The sequence below is a fragment of the Salinimicrobium soli genome, from assembly GCF_048323655.1.
Lineage (GTDB): Bacteria > Bacteroidota > Bacteroidia > Flavobacteriales > Flavobacteriaceae > Salinimicrobium > Salinimicrobium soli.
This window is the reverse complement of the sequence record NZ_JBLUWW010000002.1, coordinates 772,201-789,388: the sequence shown is the minus strand read 5'-3', so window position 1 is coordinate 789,388 and position 17,188 is coordinate 772,201. Positions and strand designations below refer to the sequence as shown.

The window sequence follows — 17,188 nt, the reverse complement described above, 5'->3', positions numbered from 1 at the left end:
AAAAAGAAATAGAAATTAGCAGAAAACAAAGCAAAATGCGAATCCTGATCAAAATATTGAAGATCTCCGCAATAATTTGTGTGGTAGTGGTACTACTGAACCTGGTGTTCGGCGGGATCATCTTTCCGGATCTGGCAGACTTAAAAATGTGGGGCATCTACTTCTTTTACTGCTTTGTGCTCACGTTTGTAAACGTCGTTTATTTTGCCATTTTTGACAAGAAAATAGGTTGGGAAGACGCCACCTTGCAGCGGGTTTTCTTTGCTGCAGCGGGATCCATCATTCTCACGCTGGTTGCTTTTTTCTTTTGCCGGTTGGTGGATGAGACCCTGTTTCAAGGCACAGGAGTAGAGGAATTCCTGCAAAATGAACGCGCTCAGTATTACCTTTTCCCCTTACTCTTTACTACAATCGTCTCCCTGGTCTTTCACCTCATCTATTTTTACAAGGCTTTGCAGGAACGAAAGGTTACCGAGCAAAAGATCATTGCGGGAACGGCTTCCGCTAAATTCGAAAGCCTGAAAAACCAGATAGATCCCCATTTTCTATTCAACAGTCTCAACGTGCTTTCCTCACTCATCGACGAAGACCAGGAGAAGGCACAGAAGTTCACCACTTCCCTCTCCAAGATCTACCGGTATGTACTGGAGCAAAAGGACAAGGAACTGGTAAGCCTGGAGGAAGAACTTTCTTTCGCGGTCACTTATATGAACCTTTTAAAAATGAGGTTTGAGAACAGCCTTTTTTACGAGGTTCCGCAGCAATTGAACCTGCCCGAAGCTAAGGTAGTACCGCTTTCCTTACAGCTGCTGCTGGAGAATACAGTAAAACACAATGTACTCAGCGAAAAAAGACCTCTTAAAATTCGAATTTTTGAAGAGAATGGTTACCTGGTTGTGGAGAACAACTTTCAGAAAAAAGAAGTGCTGGGCAACCGCAAGGGGGTCGGGCTCCAAAATATAGTGGAGCGTTACGGGCTGGTCACTCAGCGAAAAGTGTTCATTCAGCAGAATGCTGAATACTTCAGGGTAAAACTTCCTTTACTCACCAAACAACTAAAAGTCATGGACAACATAGATAACACTATAACAGATGATGCTTATTTACGAGCACAAAGACGCGTAAAAGAACTAAAGAACTTCTACGGAAGCCTTATCACCTACTGCCTTGTCATTCCTTTCCTGGCCTTCATCAATTATAAGACCTACTGGGGATTCCAGTGGTTCTGGTTCCCTTTGCTGGGCTGGGGAATGGGGCTGGCCATTCATGGTTTTTCCATTTTTAAATATGGAAGAGAGTGGGAAGAACGCAAAATAAGGGACCTGATGGCCAAAGATCGAGAACAAAATAAAACCTGGAACTAATGAGACCTGAAGAAACAATACAATATGAAGCCGCCAAAAGGCGGGTAAAAAAGATCAGGGGATTTTATATTCACCTGACCGTTTATATCATCATCAACATTTTCCTTTTCATAGTAGGCACCTGGGATGAAGGCATTATTGCCGGTATGCAGGACCTGTCAAATTACGCCACAGCCTTTTTCTGGGGAATAGGTCTGTTAGCCCACGGAGCGGGGGTCTTTGCTCCTGATTTTTTCTTCGGAAAGAAATGGGAAGAGAAAAAGATCCGCGAATTGATGGAAAAGGAAAAGCGCCAACATTGGGAATAGACATTTAAGACCATGATAAAAGCAGTAATAGTAGAAGATGAAAAACCGGCAGCACGGCGACTGCAACGAATGTTAGAAAAGCTGGAGGTACAGGTGATCGCCACCCTTAACTCGGTAGAAGAAGCCACCAACTGGTTCCTGCAGCACGAACATCCGGAATTGATATTTCTGGATATCCAATTAAGCGACGGACTTTCCTTTGAGATCTTTGAAAATGTGGAAATAGACTGCTGCATTATCTTTACCACCGCCTATGATGAATACGCCCTGCAGGCTTTCAAACTCAATAGTATAGATTACCTTTTAAAACCCATTGACGACGAAGAGCTGGAAGCGGCGATCGAAAAGTTCAAAAGAACCCGCCACTCCTCCCCTGCAACCATGGACCTCAAAAACCTGAAGAACCTGCTTAACCTTCCAACTTCAGATTACAGAAAACGTTTCAGTATCCAGGTGGGGCAGCATCTCAAACTTATTAATACAGATGAGATAAGCTGTTTTTATTCGGAAAATAAGGGAACCTATCTGCATACTACAGACAATAGATCTTATCTGATCGAAAGCAGCCTGGATAAACTGGAACCGGAATTGGATCCCGAGAAATTCTTCAGGGTGAGCCGCAAGTTCATTATCAGGATGAATGATATTGCAGATATTATCACCTATTCCAATCAGCGGCTGGAGGTGCGGCTGCGGCATTATAACGATCAACAGATCATTGTAAGCCGGGAGCGGGTGAAGGATTTTAAGGAATGGTTAGGGTAACAAAATAAGATCTTCGTAAAATGGCATTTTAAGAACCCTTTCGTCCTTCTCGAAACCCAACACTATTGCCTTAATGGAATCATTTCAAATGATGGTTTCCAATCATCCTCAAAAAGGTCATTTTTGACACCTCTTATATTGGCGTCTTAAACTTCCCAGCCGGGGAAGGTGCCTTTGTATTTTCTACCTATAGGTATCTCCACATTGCCCAATTCGATATGATTATTGGTGTAAGCCGTGATCTTGTTGACGGCAACAATAAATGAGCGGTGGATCCTGACAAAATTCTCCCGGGCAAGCATGCATTCCACTGAATTGATAGTTTGTTTTACCCTTAGTTCGGGTTCGTTCACCCTGTGAATGACGATATAATCCTTAAAGCTTTCCAGGTAAACGATACTTTGAACCGGGATCCTTACCATTTTTCTGTCACTTCGAAAATAGAGAAAATCTGATTTAGAATTCCGCGTCTCTGAGCAATTATTGCCCGTTACACAATAGAACCTGTTAATTGCTTTGAGAAAGCGCTCGAATGAAAATGGCTTTACCAGAAAATCTACCGCCCCAAGGTCAAAGGCTTCAGCAGCAAAATTGGGATGGGAAGTAGTGAAAATGATCTTTGGTGACTGCTCCAGGGTCCTGACAAAATCTGTTCCCGTTAATTTAGGCATTTCAACATCCAGAAAAATAAGGTCTGTTTTATTTTCTCCTAAGTGCTCTATTGCCTGCAGGGCATTCAAACAATTACCCGCCACCTCCACTTGCGGCACAAGTTCGAGGTAACGCTGAAGAACCTTGCGTGACAGGGGGTCGTCATCAACAATTAATGCCTTATATCGCATAGCGGAAATTTTAAAGTGCAGCGCGTAGGGTACTTTCGGGTTGCACTCCCCCTCTTACAAATATACCTTACCAAAAGCAAATAATTCCTTAATCCATGATCCTAATCGGTTAAAAATCACATAAATATGTTTCATTTTAAACGACTAAGGATACGAAACAGGTGACCAAAATCATTATTGCGCCCTCCAACAGTAAATTTCATCCTTTTCGGCTAAAATTCTCTGTCAAACATGTTTATATCTCTGCTTCGCCTACCTACATCTACACTCGTATTTCTGTGTATTTATTTGATCTACATTTAAAAAAACCATAAAAACAGCTGTTATGAAAAAGTCATTATTCTATCGTAGTTCCGTGGTGCTATTTATAAGTGCCCTGGTCCTATCATGTTCAAATGAAGACCCGGAAATTGCTTCTGAATTGCAGGCGACCACAAAGGCCTCAAAAGAGAGTGGAAAAGTAAATGTATTCAAAGGTCCCCAGGTACAATACGGCTTAGGCAAAGCCCGTTCCTGGATAAGCATAGATGCTGATGGCAAGCCCGTGGAAATTGGCCTGGTACTTACCCAGGAGATTTTTGACAATCTCGAGATTCTTCCATCTGATGACATTACTATCGAATTACCTTTACATCACAAAGCCAAAGAGGTTACCCCTTTTGAACACATTGCTATTAAATGGGCAGGTGACGGACATGGACCTGTCTTTTTCGTCCCACACTTTGATCTATACTTTTACATGATCTCAAATGAAGAAAGGTTAGCCATTCCAGAATATTCTCCGGAAACAGATGCTTTATTTAATAATTATCCGCCTGAAGGTTATTTGCCCGAAAACTATGGTACTCCTCCGGGCCAGGGAGCAGTTTATCCTGGGATAGGCAAACACTGGCTGCCTATGCCTCTGGGTAATTATTTACCATTTACAAGCGTCATGGTGCTGGGAAGTTATAATGGGGAATTCATTTTTATGGAACCCATGATGACTGCTGCCATGCTTATGTCAAGTCCCAACTTCAGCACAAGCTTTGCCCAACCGGAATACTTCCAGGAATCTAACTATTATCCCACTGTGTATAATATCTATGAAGATTCTAAAACCGGAGATATCATTGTGAGTCTTAGTGATTTTGTAATGAGATAAATTCAACAGAATTAGATGTCAAAAAAGGCCTTTTCGGGCCTTTTTTATTTGGAAGGTATCTTGAAAAGGGAACAAATTTTCTTCGGATGGTTTTGTGCAAAACCCCTAACTTTAAGGCTAATAATCAAAACTCATTTAAAATGAAAAAATACTTCCTTTTTTCAGTGATCCTGGCAGCTTTCCTTGTGGTGAGCTGTAAAGACGACGAAAAAGAAACAAAAGAATTAACAGAAGTAGCCGATACCGGTGGTGCCGTTGAAGGTATTGACGTGGAAAGCCGGGTGAACAATTACGCCGAAGTGGAATTGAACACCGATCTTTCTGTGCTTACCGAAAAAGAGCGTCAAATGATCCCGTTGCTCATCGAGGTCGCAAAGATCACTGATGAACTCTTCTGGTATCAGGCCTTCGGCGGAAAAGATACCTTAATGAACAATATCAGTGGAGCAACTGCACGTTACGCCGAACTCAACTACGGACCCTGGGACCGGTTGAATGGCCTGGAGCCATTCGTTGAGGGCTACGGTCCAAAACCCGAAGCTGCGAATTTCTATCCGCTGGACATGACCAAAGAAGAATTTGAGAATGCTGATGTGCCTAACAAAGAGAGTCTATATACTTTCCTGAGAAGAAATGACAATGGAGAGCTCACCGCCGTTTGGTATCACGAGATGTTTCCGGAGAAACTAAAAAGAGCTTCAGACCTGCTGAAACAGGCCGCCGAACTGGCCGAAGATCCGGGGCTTAAGAAATACCTTAACCTACGAGCAGAAGCCCTGGTCACCGATAAATACTATGAAAGTGATGTGGCCTGGATGAAAATGAAAGACAATACGATAGATATGGTGACCGGGCCTATCGAATCATACGAGGACAGGCTCTTTGGAATGAAAACTTCCTTTGAATCCTATGTGCTGGTAAAAGACAAAGAGTGGAGCAACAGGCTGGCCAGGTATATTTCCTTCCTGCCGATGTTGCAAAAAGAACTTCCGGTTGAGGCTAAATATAAAAAGGAAGGTCCGGGTACAGATTCAGATCTCAACGCTTATGATGTTATTTATTATGCAGGAGATTCGAATGCCGGTAGTAAAACCATCGCCATCAACCTTCCGAATGATGAGAAGGTGCAGGAAAAATTCGGAAGCCGTCGTTTACAGCTGAAGAACGCCATGAGAGCCAAGTATGACAAGATCCTCGTTCCCATTGCCAGTGAGTTGATCGTACCCGAACAACAGGAAAACATAAGCTTTGATGCCTTTTTTGCCAATACTATGTTCCACGAAGTGGCACACGGTTTAGGGATCAAAAACACCATCAACAACAAAGGCACCGTCCGGGAAGCACTTAAGGAGCACACTTCTGCTCTGGAAGAAGGGAAAGCCGATGTCCTGGGAATCTACATGATCACCAAGCTGCACGACAAAGGTGAGATCAAAGATGCCGAATTAATGGATTATTATGTGACCTTCCTGGCGAGCATCTTCCGTTCTGTGAGGTTTGGAGCCTCGAGCGCTCACGGAAAAGCAAATATGGTACGCTTCAATTATTTTAAAGACATGGGAGCTTTTACTCAAAATGAAGAGGGACGCTATAAGGTCGATATGGAGAAATTTAGAGGAGCCATTGATGCCCTTTCCAATGATATTCTGGTATTACAGGGAGAAGGAGATTATGAAGGTACCGGAAAACTGTTGAATGAAAGAGGCACTATTGACGCAGACCTGCAAGCTTCTCTTGACCGACTTTCAGACAAGAACATTCCGGTAGATGTCGTATTTAAACAAGGCACCGATGTTTTAGGATTATAGATTTAAATTAAACAATATAAATAGCCGACAGTTCAAAAACTGTCGGCTATTTTTTTTATCCTATCAATTTTTACATTGTAAATGAACCATTAAATATTATATACACTGAAGTCTGAGAAGCTTTTTTTAAAATTTATAATTTGGCAGCAGAATCTTTTTGTTTAAAATTTTCATAAAATACTTAAACAAACAAAAAAGTTTATTACATTTGAAATGTAAACCTTTAAAAACTAATATGATATGAAAACGAAAGTAACTCAGTTAATGAATCCGCGGATTACCCTGAACCTGTTCTTCATGGCTCTTTTATCCCTGTTCCTGGTCTCCTGTGAAAAGGACGAAATGAAAACAGTAGACAGTCTGGATGCTAAAGCCGCCACTGAAATGAAAGAAAATAATGCTTCCCCTGCACCTGGAGATGTGTCCATAGCCGGCGTAGTAGTGAATAGCGTTGAAGTAAACGGTGAATTTGAATACTTGCTGGAATCACTGGTGTATGTAGACGAAATGCTTGACGCAGGACTTGTACCCATGTTCTCAAGTACCGATGATCAATATACCGTGTTTGCACCAACAGATGAGGCCTTTAAAGATCTATTGGCTGAGCTCACAGATATCGACAGAGATGACCTGATGCCGGAAGACGTGAGAGAGCTTGCTCCGGACCTGTTGCTTGCCGTATTAAGCTACCACGTTACCGATGGGCGCAGAGGTGCGAACAGTGTAGTTCCGAAGAAAAACAACAAAACTATTCAGACTTTACTGGGAGAAAAGTTTCAAGTGACTTCTGAAGGACAGATCCTCGCAAACGCAAGCGAAGCCTGGATCACTTCAGCTGATATTTCAGCTTCCAACGGGATCATTCATGTTATCAGTGCCGTTTTACTCCCATAGAATTAGCCCATACTGATCATTTAGAGGCAGGCATCTACAGATGTCTGCCTTTTATGCTTTTATACTGTTTTAAAATTCGCCGTCAGTTCGAGTTTCCTGATCGAGCCTGGGCGAGAACAGGAAGTATCGAGAACAAAGGCGGAGCGGAAAAACCGTCGTTCTCGATACAAAATTGTATTCGCTGTCGCTCAGACAATTTTACCTGCCTGTCGGCCAGGCAGGCCTGACCGTCGGCAGGCGGGCTCGAACTGACGGGAGCGTTTTTTCACATTGATACTTCAGCGGAGACCCTGAATATAAAGACTCTTCAAAAATCCTATTTTTGGGTCCCTTCTTTCAAAACGGGTAATAACACCTCCCAAACATTTTGAGCAACGATCTCCTGGCCTTCTGCTGTGGGATGAATTCCGTCGGGCTGATTCAGTTCCGGGTCACCGGCCACTCCCTCTAACAGAAAAGGGATCAATTCAACTTCATTTTCAGCAGCCAATTGTGGAAATATCTCTCTGAAGCCTGAGGTATACTCCGGACCCAAATTAGGTGGGATCTGCATACCTGCGAGGATAATCCTCGCTCCAGGATCCTTTTTTCGTACGATATCTATAATATTCTGAAGATTTTTTTTAGTCTCCTCCAACGGAATTCCGCGCAGCCCATCGTTGGCACCCAATTCGAGTACAAAAACATCCACCTCCTGATTCAGGACCCAATCTACCCGGTTCTTTCCACTGGCAGTAGTTTCGCCACTTAGTCCGGCATTCACTACTTCATAATTCAGGCCGAGGGAATCGATCTTTTTCTGGATCACCGCAGGAAAACTCTCTTCAGTATCTAATCCCATCCCGGCAGTAAGACTGTTTCCGAAGAAAAGGATCACCTGTGTATCCTCCTGCTGCACATCGGACTGAACCTCCTCTGCAGCTGTTTTTTCCTGTTCCTGTTTCTTCGGCTCATTTCCGCAGGAGACCATTAAAAAGAAAATAACAGGAAAGATAAATATGTTAAGAAAGGTTTTCATAGGCTGCAAGACGGGATTAAAAATCATTTGCTTATTTTACCATTTTAGGAAAATAGGCATGACAAAGATATTAAAGGTAAGCAACCTGGAAAAAACCTACTCCAGCGGATCGAAAAAACTTACGGTACTCAAGGATATCTCCTTTACTGTAGAAGAAAAGGAGACTTTTGCCATTGTAGGTCCTTCCGGAAGCGGAAAAACAACCCTGCTGGGCCTTTGTGCAGGTCTGGATCAGCCGGACCATGGTGCAATAGAATTATGCGGGGAAGAAATGGACAGTTTATCTGAAGATGAACGGGCAATTCTGAGAAATAAGAAAGTTGGTTTCGTTTTCCAGGATTTCCAACTCCTGCCAACTCTTACGGCCCTTGAAAATGTAGCTGTTCCCCTGGAATTGTTAGGTGCGAAAAATGCGGAAAAGGCCGGTAAGGAATGGCTGGAAAAAGTTGGTTTGGGAGACAGGTTACACCACTACCCTTCTCAACTTTCTGGCGGGGAACAACAGCGGGTAGCCCTGGCACGGGCATTTTCTAATGATCCCGAAATACTCTTTGCAGATGAACCTACCGGAAACCTGGACGCAGAAACTGGGGAGAAAGTAGAGAAGCTACTTTTTGAACTGAACACAGAAACAGGGACAACCCTTGTGATCGTGACCCATGACATTGAACTGGCACAAAAAACCGGTCATATTCTTCGGCTGAAAGGTGGAAAGATCATTGAAAATACACTTACTTCCCAATGAAGAAAGACGTTACAACCCATTCCCGTTCAGGATTGAGATGGCCCCTTAAAATGGCTTGGCGCGATGGCAAAGCCAGTGGAAAAAAACTGGTGCTGTTCATGGCTTCTATCATCATAGGGATCGCAGCGGTTGTGGCAATAGAATCCTTCAGCAACAATATTCGTGATAACGTTGCTTTGCAATCCAAATCTTTAATGGGTGCCGATTTTATCATTGACAGTGATAAACCGATATCTGAAGAGGTGCAAAATATTATTGATTCATTAGGGGGAGCCGATGCACGGGAGATCGGTTTTGCATCAATGGCCGCTTTCCCAAAAGCGGAAAGCACAAAATTGGTACGGGTTCGTGGCCTGGAAAAGGGGTTTCCGTTCTATGGAGATCTAGAAACCACACCCGCAACCGCCGCTCAAAGTTTTCAGGAACAAAAGGGGGCTCTCGTAGATGCCACTCTGATGATGCAATTCAATTTGAAACCAGGCGATCCCATAAAGATCGGAGATATCACTCTACCTATTTCCGGAGCTTTGAACAGCGTCCCCGGCAGCAGTTCGTTATTCAGTTCCATTGCGCCGCCTGTACTTATTCCTTTTGAATTGATCGAAAAGACCGGCCTTATTCAAACAGGTAGCCGCATAGATTACAAATACTATTTTGTAGCTCCTCCCGAAACTGATATGGAGCAACTTGATAAGAAACTGGATCCCAGATTGGACGCCGCCGATGCTGATCTTGACACCCATACCTCTACCAGCCAGCGGCTGGGGCGCAGGTATGAGAACTTCGGAAAATTTCTTAACCTGATAGCCTTTATTGCCCTGCTTTTAGGTTGTGTGGGTATTGCCAGTGCCATTAATATCTACCTGAAGGAAAAACTGAAAATGGTAGCTATTCTAAAATGTCTCGGCGCTACCCGAAGGCAGACCTTTATGATCTACCTGCTTCAGATCGCAGGAATGGGCTTACTGGGTGGTGTAGTTGGGACAGGTGCAGGATTACTCCTGCAACGGCTTTTTCCCTGGCTATTGAGTGATCTTTTACCAATTGAGATCGCTGTCACCTACTCTCCCGGTGTCATCATTATGGGAGTAATTCTTGGAGTGGTAATGTCTGTTCTCTTTGCACTCTATCCTTTGATAGGAACTTTATACGTTTCTCCTTTACAAGCTCTTCGTGTAGAGGAAAAATCCCGGAGAAGATCCAGAACTTCCGCAGTACTGGTCTCCCTGGCTGTTTTCACTTTTATCTTTCTCTTTGCCTTATGGCTGCTTGAAAATGTCAAATATTCTCTTGCCTTCCTGGCCGGATTGATCGTGACCTTTTCAATTTTGGCCCTTCTCGCCCGTTTATTCATGAGGGCAATAAAAAAATACTTTCCGAAAGGCTGGAGTTTTACTGCCCGGCAAAGTCTGCTGAACCTTTTTAGACCACAAAACCAGACCCTCACCCTGGTCTTGGCAATTGGGGTAGGAACATTTTTGATCAGCACCCTCTATTTTACAAAAGATATGCTGCTTGCCCAGGCCTCTTTGGATGCAGAGGCTGAAAGCCCTAACCTGATACTTTTGGATGTACAACAAGAGCAACAGGAAGAGGTGGCGGCTACCATCAGGGAAAATGAACTGCGGGTGATCAACAATATTCCAATTGTCACCATGCGGGTTAGAAGTATAAAAGGGAGACCGGTAAACGAGATAAGGGAAGACAGTACTTCTAAAGTTAACGGCTGGATCCTTAGCCATGAATTCCGGGTCACATATCGCGATTCGCTCATCGCATCTGAGATCCTGGAAAGTGGGGAATGGATCCCTCAATTCAATTCTGAAGGAGTTGTTCCCGTATCTATAAGTTCTGATTTTGCTGAGGATGCAAAAGTGACATTAGGAGATAATATTATTTTTAATGTACAGGGAATGATGTTAAGGACAAGGGTAACCAGTATTAGGACCGTCGATTGGGCGAGGATGCAGATGAATTTCTCCCTGGTGTTTCCAAAGGGAGTGTTGGAAAAAGCTCCTCAATTCAGAGTACTGACAACCCAGGTGCGGGACGATGCCGCTTCTGCAGAACTTCAGCGGGATATTGTGAATCAATTTCCTAATGTGTCTATTATTGACCTTCGGCAGGTGTTAAAGGTGATCGAGGATATATTAGGCAAAATTGCATGGCTCATCAATTTCATGGCCCTTTTCAGTATCCTGACGGGAATTATTGTTTTACTGGGTGCGGTGCGCACCAGCAAATATCAGCGATTGCGCGAAAGCGTGCTGTTAAGGACCATAGGTGCCCGAAGTAGCCAGATCTTAAAGATAACTGCACTGGAGTATTTTTACCTTGGTGCCCTCGGCTCACTTGCGGGAGTGATACTTTCCCTGGTAAGCAGCCTTTTATTGGCGTGGCTCCTTTTTGATTCCGCTTTTGTGCCCTCTCTAATGCCATTTTTGGTCCTTTTCCCGGGGATCACTCTGCTCGTCCTTCTAATTGGGTTGGGCAATAGTATTGGAGTGATAAAAAGTCCGCCCCTGGAGGTTCTGCGGAAGGAGAGTCGCTAAAAACCACCGTTTATCTTTTATTTTTATTTTAAGAAAATGGTGTTTCATTATTTGTAATTTCAGATAAAATGCTGATCCTGCAGCATTTATTGATTCCAACTGAAAGAAAATATCAATATGACCACACCAAAAGATCAACATATTCCACCGGGCTGGGATTATAATCCCGCAAGTTGGTCTCAAAGAATACCTATCGTAATACTTGCAGTCGTTGGTTTTTTTATCGCTACTTACCTGGCCTTATATCAACTGGATGTATTCCCAACAGTCTGGGAGCCTTTCTTTGGTGAAGGCAGTAAGACCATTCTTAATTCAAAAGTTTCAAAAGTTCTACCTATCCCCGATGCTGCTCTAGGCGCTTTGGGTTATTTGGTGGATGCCGTCACCGGAATTGTGGGCGGAAAGAAACGCTGGAAAACCATGCCCTGGATCGTAGTGATCTTTGGTCTGGCGGTAGGCCCCCTGGGTTTTGTTAGTGTAATGCTGGTAGTATTTCAACCCGTCCTATATTCGGCATGGTGTACCCTTTGTCTTTGTTCCGCAGCGATCTCTATAGCCATGATTGGACCGGCTATGGATGAAATGCTGGCCAGCCTTCAATACCTGCAGCGGGTAAGGCGAACCAATGTCTCTACCTGGAAGGTATTTTGGGGAGTGAAATCTGAAACAGCTAAAGTAAATTAATATGTGGGCACAAATAATTAATACAATAATCGGCCTGTGGGTCATGATCGCACCGGGAGTGTTAGGTTATGGTTCAGCTGCTTCAGATAACGGGCATATAGTTGGCCCCATTATAGTTACTTTTTCTATAACTGCCATCTGGGAAGCCACCCGTGGGATGAGGAAAGCAAATTATCCTTTTGCAATATGGCTCCTAATTGCTCCATGGATCCTGAATTACAACAGTGATGTGGCCATCATCAGTGACATGTTATCAGGAATTCTTGTGATCATTTTTTCCTCGTTTGAGGGAAAAATAACTCAGAGTTTTGGAGGGGGCTGGGCTTCTCTTTGGAAGGATCATCCTGAACATTTACAAAAAGCGAATAAATAAGAAAATTAAAAAAGGCCGACAAACTATTTTGCCGGCCTTACCATTATTTTAGTCATCCGATTCGGGTACCCGTGGATTGCGTGCAGCAAAGATCCCGTCCGGGTTATGATACCAGATCCAGGCGTGAAGGGTCCAAAGGTGAGCGTCCCGGTTAATAGTCCATACGTCAGAATCTCCGGTAAAGCCCTCGGGAGCAGGTTGAGGGTTTTCCAGATCGTCAATCGGAACTGCATACTCTACTCCTACAAGTCGCATTTTGCCGTTCTTATCAGGAACATAAATTAGTAATTCCGGACGTTCGGCCTCAAAGGTGTAATCTAAATAATCTGGATTTAGGAAATGGTAACCCATATTCGGGAAAAAACCCGGAACAGGAACCACATACCCATCTTCCATGGCCTTATCAAAATCGTGATAGCGTGCTGTGGCAGCTCTAACGCTGGCTAATTCACTCAGGTGATCTTTGTGCATTTTTGGGGCCTCGGTTTGATTTACTTTAAGGTCTATACTGGTCTCTGTCAACCAGGAGTCGACTTCTTCCGGCTGACAGCCGGCAATAACAAACATCAGGGACAATCCTAGGCAAACTAAAGAGCCCTGAACAAATCTGGAAAAATTTAAAGCACGTTTCATAGCTATTGGTTTTGGTTACTATTAAAGCTGAAAACGGGGGAATATGAGGGGAAAAAGAAATGAAGAGATCAATAGCCGCAATACGCAACTTATTGAATATTAAATATATGCAATAAATATAGAGATTCAAAAAGAAAATCAGTTGTCCCGGAGCCTTAATCTGGTAATTTGGACGACATGGATCTTTTTTCTTACTAATGAACTGTGAAAAATTTCCACAACGCTATTGCGGAAATTGGGGAAAATATACCCTTTACACTTGGTAGTAAAGTTTTTTTGGCCAGGTAGAAAATTTACCGACCAACCGAAAAATCAGCTCAACAACCAGCACAGGAAGATCACAAATCCGAAACTTACAGTAGCTGTAAATATTACAGAACTCCTCGAAAAAAGCCAGTTCCAGTTGATGATGGAGTTATCTGAAAAAAATTCTGCAAGGTTCAATTTTCTATTAGTCTTCATAATAGCTGATTTTGTAGGTTAATTGGGGACTTTTAAATACCCAACAACCGAACCAAATCATAAAACTATGTTAACAACAGAATTTGCAGAGAAAAATATTTAACTGTTTTGATTTATTTCATTTGCAGCCCGCACTCCAGATCTTAACGCCCCTTCCATAGTACTCCGCAATACACTGGTATGCTCTCCTGCAAAATGAATTTTTCCTTCCGGTCTTTGAAGATCAGTCAAATAGGAAGAAACATCACCGGGTCCGGGCCAGCTGGGACCTCCCAGCGCATATGGGTCTGTACTCCAGGCTTTGACATGACCCTTTTTGAAGTGTTCATCCACATCTGGATAAATTTTCTTCATTTGCTTTTTCACCTCATTTATAACATCCTTCTCCTGCAATTCTCCAAGATTTCCGGCAGTTTCTCCAGTGACGTAACTATCGAGAATAGCAGGAGAACTGTCAGGTGAATTTTGATTGATATGCGGTTCTACCTGCCCAAGTAAAAGGTCTGTGTAGGCTAATCCTGAAAGACCCTCATCCTGCCAGAAAGGTCTGTCTACCTCCAGATAGGTTCGGGTGAGATTAAGAACCGGCATTTCTTCTATTGCTTTTCTTTTGGCCTGCGAAAGTTCCGGTTCGAATCTTATCTTTTGTAATACTTTTACGGGTATGGTCACAATTACCTCATCTGCTTTATATTCTTTTGCTGTACCAGCTTCAGTAGTCGTTACCAGGACTCCTTCAGCAGTATCTTTAACAGCGGTAACAGCACTTCCGTATTTAATATGATCTTTTAAGCGGGAAGCCATTTCTTTGGGCAGAAGATCGTTACCTCCTTTTAAGGTGAAAAATGGTGCACCACTCATAAAGAGACCGAAATCTGATACTGCTGTAGACAACCCTGAAGTTTCATCGGGCATTGCTGCAAACCACATGGTATTTTTGACCAGTTTCACTGCTCCCTCACTTGCTCCCTGGTTTTTCAAATATTCGCCCAGGGAAACCTTATCCATTTGAAGTAGTGGGGGTTGATCCCATTTATCCGGCTGGGTCATTTCCTTGGGAAGAGTTTCGATCAAATACTTATTTACAATTCCGAAGGGACCCAGTTTCTGCTCCTCTTCTGTCATTTCATATGGCCATTTCACTGTCTCTCCTGCCGCGACGGTCATCTTTTCTCCGTTAAGGTGATAGATGATCGGCTTCTCAGGCATTGCCCACGGAGTTTTTTCCAAACCAAATTCATCAATAAATTTTAAGGCATGAGTATAGGAACCCGAAAAAGCCGCTGCTCCCTCTTCGGCATAAAGACCTTCAGCAAAGGGCTTTCTTAAGGTAGAAACCCTTCCTCCTGCCCTGTTCCGGGCTTCCAGAACCGTTACCTCGTGACCTGCCTTTCTCAGTTCCCAGGCCGCCGAAAGACCTGCTAGTCCTGCTCCAAGGACGAGGATCTTTTTAGGAGCACCAGACCGTTTAGTCGAACCGATACCGGCTGCAAGTACATTGGGAAAAAAGAAACCTGTCCCTACAGCACCAATTCCCAGCCCAATTTGTTGCAAAAATTTCTTCCTCGAAAGTGTTTTTTTCCTGCTCATAACTTGAATAATTATAATTGGTTGATCTATTACTAAAGCAAGGGGGATCTGTAGGGAATTCACCGTAACTGGTAAAAAGAAGGGGAGAACAGCATTTATATACCTTCTCTCCTGATCCTAAGGTAATTATTTTTTTATAAAATTTAAAAATTAAAAGTATTGCACCACCTATTAACCTTATTTTAAAAGAATCCTCCGTTTTTTTTTGTAATTCTGTAAAGTATATTGAAACCGGTTATTGGAATGATCACACCAAAAATAAAAATGAAGGATCTGCGGATGGAAGACACTTCAGATCCTGTTCGCACTTCATCCTACTACGACCGCCATTTTAATTATTTTAAAATCCAGACCAGCAATAAGACGATTAAACAATTAGTCACAGAACTCAAACTGAAGGTGAGGGAAAATTTTGTGAGGTATTGCCATTATCAACCGGAGAATTTCAGTTTCAGCAGCTTCAGGCATACCCGCACTTACCGGCTTCATAGAGAACTTCAAAATTATCTTTTACGACTTAGCAGTTGGTTATACAGAGGAAAGAACTTTCCTCCCTCCCTCAGAAAAACCTTTAGCAGGATAAATTCTTTTCAGAATCCTTACCTCGATTTCTCCCTGGTAGACATCAATATGAATGATCTCTCTTCTCTAAATAATTTGATGCTTACTGTAGCCTACAATAAAAACATTTGTGGAGGCTATGATGATAATCTAAAAAAAGAGATCCTCCAGGAATTTAGGGCAAGGAATATTGATACTTCAGAAGTAGAAGACACTGAAGATGTGTTGATCGAGATCTGCACAGAAAATGGTCAACCCCGGCTATGTTGTTTAAAAAGAGAACCTGTTTGAGAATCTCAAATACTTAAGATAAAATCTCAATATTTCATGGATACAGGAACCGGCTCGCCCTCAGGTTATGCAATCATTACGGGAGCAGTACTGATAATTGTATTGATCTACACTATTTTCGCCTTAAAAAAGCAGGTATCCCGTAAAAAGAAGCCTGAAAAAAAGCCCAAAAAAGAAACTAAAAAGAAATAATTACTTTCCTCTTCCCGAACAGTTGAACTATTCACTGATTTCTTCCTGTAGAAGAAGGGCTGCACATAAGTTGGACATCAAAAACCGTTCGTCGGGATCTTTGGTATGCAGGTAAACAGTTCCATTGTCTACGAGGGAGACAGCAGCAACAGATTCCTCTTTATTGTTGAATATTTCGTAGCCCACAGACCCCATTATTAGGTCTTCGGGTCCTTTTTTACCCTGTACACGGGTAATAGGTTTTAGGGTGTAATAATTGTATTTGTCAATAGCGAACAGACCAGTATATTCCTTCGCAAAAAATTGTGCAGCATCATTGTCAAGGACTAGCTGCCAGGGCCTTTCCTGTTCATTCAGGAATACCTGCAGGTAAAACACATTACTGGAAAAATTAATCCCCGAAAAAAGATCCTCCAGTATATTAATGATACTATTTGGGTTGTCACCTATTTGCAGGTCTTTAGAAAAGAAACCTGATGCAGCATAAATATCGGAGACATTTCCGAAGAAATCGGTCATCTGAAAATGATAAGACTGGTCCCGGTTGTTGTAATTGAGCGAGACTAAATTAGGATATGCCGGATCTGCAGCTTGCCCCGACAGAACATCAATTCTTGTATTTCTACCCCTTGTCCAGGATCTTTTGACCCTGGAGGTTTTATAATCTCCAAAACTCAGTTTTTGATTGATCATTAATCCCTGCCTTCCTTTCACCGGAAAGGAAGTAGTTTGAGGAACTGAGAGCGCGGGTTCCATAGAAGTGCAGCCTGAGAACAGAAGCAAGACTGCAAGTAGGTAAGACATTTTTTTCATAGCCGTGGTTTGATTAACTAGAGACGTAAACCAGAAGAAAATGTTACAAAAGCTATGGTAAAAAATAATGCCCTTAATCAGGCCGGGTTATAAGAGATATGGAATATGCAAAGCCACATATCCTGGTTGATGCTCACTCTACTTTTTGC

General features: G+C 42.8%; 18 protein-coding genes. 12 read left to right on the top strand and 6 right to left on the bottom strand.

The annotated features are described in order from the left end of the window. Positions 1-35: 35 nt before the first annotated feature. From ACNORC_RS09130 to ACNORC_RS09120, 3 genes are read left to right on the top strand one after another with little or no spacing between them, the layout of a single operon-like run. Entirely contained in the window at positions 36-1,364 is a 1,329-nt protein-coding gene (locus ACNORC_RS09130) for a histidine kinase (protein ID WP_418335320.1), read from the top strand. Next, complete coding sequence (locus tag ACNORC_RS09125; protein WP_418335319.1) at positions 1,364-1,672, top strand: 2TM domain-containing protein; 309 nt, start codon at positions 1,364-1,366, stop codon at positions 1,670-1,672. Before ACNORC_RS09130 ends, ACNORC_RS09125 begins: the two co-directional genes overlap by 1 nt. 15 nt (positions 1,673-1,687) lie before the next feature. After that, on the top strand, positions 1,688-2,437 hold the full coding sequence (locus ACNORC_RS09120) for a LytR/AlgR family response regulator transcription factor (protein WP_418335390.1): 750 nt from the start codon (positions 1,688-1,690) through the stop codon (positions 2,435-2,437). 146 nt (positions 2,438-2,583) lie between these two features. Here ACNORC_RS09120 and ACNORC_RS09115 read toward each other — a convergent pair whose 3' ends face one another. After that, positions 2,584-3,279 carry a LytR/AlgR family response regulator transcription factor gene (locus tag ACNORC_RS09115; RefSeq protein ID WP_418335318.1) on the bottom strand — a complete coding sequence of 232 codons (696 nt, stop codon included), beginning with the start codon at positions 3,277-3,279 and terminating at the stop codon, positions 2,584-2,586. 325 nt (positions 3,280-3,604) lie between these two features. On the opposite strand from ACNORC_RS09115, the gene ACNORC_RS09110 reads away from it, so the two are divergent. The 3 genes from ACNORC_RS09110 to ACNORC_RS09100 all read left to right on the top strand — a co-directional run bounded on the left by ACNORC_RS09110 (position 3,605) and on the right by ACNORC_RS09100 (position 7,125). Then, positions 3,605-4,423 (top strand): hypothetical protein, encoded by an 819-nt coding sequence (locus ACNORC_RS09110; protein WP_418335317.1) that lies wholly within the window; start codon positions 3,605-3,607, stop codon positions 4,421-4,423. 140 nt (positions 4,424-4,563) lie between these two features. After that, positions 4,564-6,231 carry a DUF8614 domain-containing protein gene (locus ACNORC_RS09105; protein WP_418335316.1) on the top strand — a complete coding sequence of 556 codons (1,668 nt, stop codon included), beginning with the start codon at positions 4,564-4,566 and terminating at the stop codon, positions 6,229-6,231. 240 nt (positions 6,232-6,471) lie between these two features. After that, positions 6,472-7,125 carry a fasciclin domain-containing protein gene (locus ACNORC_RS09100; protein ID WP_418335315.1) on the top strand — a complete coding sequence of 218 codons (654 nt, stop codon included), beginning with the start codon at positions 6,472-6,474 and terminating at the stop codon, positions 7,123-7,125. A gap of 316 nt (positions 7,126-7,441) precedes the next feature. Here ACNORC_RS09100 and ACNORC_RS09095 read toward each other — a convergent pair whose 3' ends face one another. Continuing rightward, a complete protein-coding gene (locus ACNORC_RS09095) occupies positions 7,442-8,143 on the bottom strand; it encodes an arylesterase (RefSeq protein ID WP_418335314.1) in 702 nt (233 codons plus the stop codon). Between the two features lie 58 nt (positions 8,144-8,201). Here ACNORC_RS09095 and ACNORC_RS09090 point away from each other — a divergent pair, with 58 nt between their 5' ends. The 4 genes from ACNORC_RS09090 to ACNORC_RS09075 all read left to right on the top strand — a co-directional run bounded on the left by ACNORC_RS09090 (position 8,202) and on the right by ACNORC_RS09075 (position 12,497). Beyond that, positions 8,202-8,888, top strand: coding sequence for an ABC transporter ATP-binding protein (locus ACNORC_RS09090; protein ID WP_418335313.1), 687 nt, complete (start codon positions 8,202-8,204; stop codon positions 8,886-8,888). Next, the gene (locus tag ACNORC_RS09085) at positions 8,885-11,440 is read left to right on the top strand and encodes an ABC transporter permease (RefSeq protein WP_418335312.1); all 2,556 of its coding nucleotides are present in this window, start codon (positions 8,885-8,887) and stop codon (positions 11,438-11,440) included. Before ACNORC_RS09090 ends, ACNORC_RS09085 begins: the two co-directional genes overlap by 4 nt. Positions 11,441-11,557: 117 nt before the next feature. Beyond that, positions 11,558-12,124 (top strand): vitamin K epoxide reductase family protein, encoded by a 567-nt coding sequence (locus ACNORC_RS09080; protein WP_418335311.1) that lies wholly within the window; start codon positions 11,558-11,560, stop codon positions 12,122-12,124. A gap of 1 nt (position 12,125) precedes the next feature. Continuing rightward, positions 12,126-12,497 (top strand): SPW repeat domain-containing protein, encoded by a 372-nt coding sequence (locus tag ACNORC_RS09075; protein ID WP_418335310.1) that lies wholly within the window; start codon positions 12,126-12,128, stop codon positions 12,495-12,497. A gap of 48 nt (positions 12,498-12,545) precedes the next feature. On the opposite strand, the gene ACNORC_RS09070 is transcribed toward ACNORC_RS09075, so the two are convergent. The 3 genes from ACNORC_RS09070 to ACNORC_RS09060 form a co-directional block, all read right to left on the bottom strand. After that, on the bottom strand, positions 12,546-13,130 hold the full coding sequence (locus ACNORC_RS09070; protein WP_418335309.1) for a hypothetical protein: 585 nt from the start codon (positions 13,128-13,130) through the stop codon (positions 12,546-12,548). A gap of 312 nt (positions 13,131-13,442) precedes the next feature. Next, the gene (locus tag ACNORC_RS09065; RefSeq protein WP_418335308.1) at positions 13,443-13,592 is read right to left on the bottom strand and encodes a hypothetical protein; all 150 of its coding nucleotides are present in this window, start codon (positions 13,590-13,592) and stop codon (positions 13,443-13,445) included. Between the two features lie 99 nt (positions 13,593-13,691). Continuing rightward, positions 13,692-15,182 carry a flavin monoamine oxidase family protein gene (locus ACNORC_RS09060; protein ID WP_418335307.1) on the bottom strand — a complete coding sequence of 497 codons (1,491 nt, stop codon included), beginning with the start codon at positions 15,180-15,182 and terminating at the stop codon, positions 13,692-13,694. A gap of 243 nt (positions 15,183-15,425) precedes the next feature. Here ACNORC_RS09060 and ACNORC_RS09055 point away from each other — a divergent pair, with 243 nt between their 5' ends. Both ACNORC_RS09055 and ACNORC_RS09050 read left to right on the top strand, forming a co-directional pair. Then, positions 15,426-16,034: a hypothetical protein gene (locus tag ACNORC_RS09055; RefSeq protein WP_418335306.1), complete on the top strand. Its 609-nt coding sequence runs from the start codon at positions 15,426-15,428 to the stop codon at positions 16,032-16,034. A 36-nt stretch (positions 16,035-16,070) separates the two neighbouring features. Beyond that, a complete protein-coding gene (locus ACNORC_RS09050) occupies positions 16,071-16,226 on the top strand; it encodes a hypothetical protein (protein ID WP_418335305.1) in 156 nt (51 codons plus the stop codon). Between the two features lie 27 nt (positions 16,227-16,253). Here the strand turns inward: ACNORC_RS09050 and ACNORC_RS09045 are convergent, their stop codons facing one another. After that, complete coding sequence (locus ACNORC_RS09045; RefSeq protein ID WP_418335304.1) at positions 16,254-17,039, bottom strand: hypothetical protein; 786 nt, start codon at positions 17,037-17,039, stop codon at positions 16,254-16,256. Between the last annotated feature and the right edge of the window lie 149 nt (positions 17,040-17,188).

Bases quoted from the DNA above. Each gene is read 5' to 3' on its own strand.
- ACNORC_RS09130 (WP_418335320.1), top strand. From the start codon at position 36: ATGCGAATCCTGATCAAAATATTGAAGATCTCCGCAATAATTTGTGTG.
- ACNORC_RS09125 (WP_418335319.1), top strand. From the start codon at position 1,364: ATGAGACCTGAAGAAACAATACAATATGAAGCCGCCAAAAGGCGGGTA.
- ACNORC_RS09115 (WP_418335318.1), bottom strand. From the start codon at position 3,279: ATGCGATATAAGGCATTAATTGTTGATGACGACCCCCTGTCACGCAAG.
- ACNORC_RS09110 (WP_418335317.1), top strand. From the start codon at position 3,605: ATGAAAAAGTCATTATTCTATCGTAGTTCCGTGGTGCTATTTATAAGT.
- ACNORC_RS09105 (WP_418335316.1), top strand. From the start codon at position 4,564: ATGAAAAAATACTTCCTTTTTTCAGTGATCCTGGCAGCTTTCCTTGTG.
- ACNORC_RS09100 (WP_418335315.1), top strand. From the start codon at position 6,472: ATGAAAACGAAAGTAACTCAGTTAATGAATCCGCGGATTACCCTGAAC.
- ACNORC_RS09095 (WP_418335314.1), bottom strand. From the start codon at position 8,143: ATGAAAACCTTTCTTAACATATTTATCTTTCCTGTTATTTTCTTTTTA.
- ACNORC_RS09090 (WP_418335313.1), top strand. From the start codon at position 8,202: ATGACAAAGATATTAAAGGTAAGCAACCTGGAAAAAACCTACTCCAGC.
- ACNORC_RS09085 (WP_418335312.1), top strand. From the start codon at position 8,885: ATGAAGAAAGACGTTACAACCCATTCCCGTTCAGGATTGAGATGGCCC.
- ACNORC_RS09080 (WP_418335311.1), top strand. From the start codon at position 11,558: ATGACCACACCAAAAGATCAACATATTCCACCGGGCTGGGATTATAAT.
- ACNORC_RS09075 (WP_418335310.1), top strand. From the start codon at position 12,126: ATGTGGGCACAAATAATTAATACAATAATCGGCCTGTGGGTCATGATC.
- ACNORC_RS09070 (WP_418335309.1), bottom strand. From the start codon at position 13,130: ATGAAACGTGCTTTAAATTTTTCCAGATTTGTTCAGGGCTCTTTAGTT.
- ACNORC_RS09065 (WP_418335308.1), bottom strand. From the start codon at position 13,592: ATGAAGACTAATAGAAAATTGAACCTTGCAGAATTTTTTTCAGATAAC.
- ACNORC_RS09060 (WP_418335307.1), bottom strand. From the start codon at position 15,182: ATGAGCAGGAAAAAAACACTTTCGAGGAAGAAATTTTTGCAACAAATT.
- ACNORC_RS09055 (WP_418335306.1), top strand. From the start codon at position 15,426: ATGATCACACCAAAAATAAAAATGAAGGATCTGCGGATGGAAGACACT.
- ACNORC_RS09050 (WP_418335305.1), top strand. From the start codon at position 16,071: ATGGATACAGGAACCGGCTCGCCCTCAGGTTATGCAATCATTACGGGA.
- ACNORC_RS09045 (WP_418335304.1), bottom strand. From the start codon at position 17,039: ATGAAAAAAATGTCTTACCTACTTGCAGTCTTGCTTCTGTTCTCAGGC.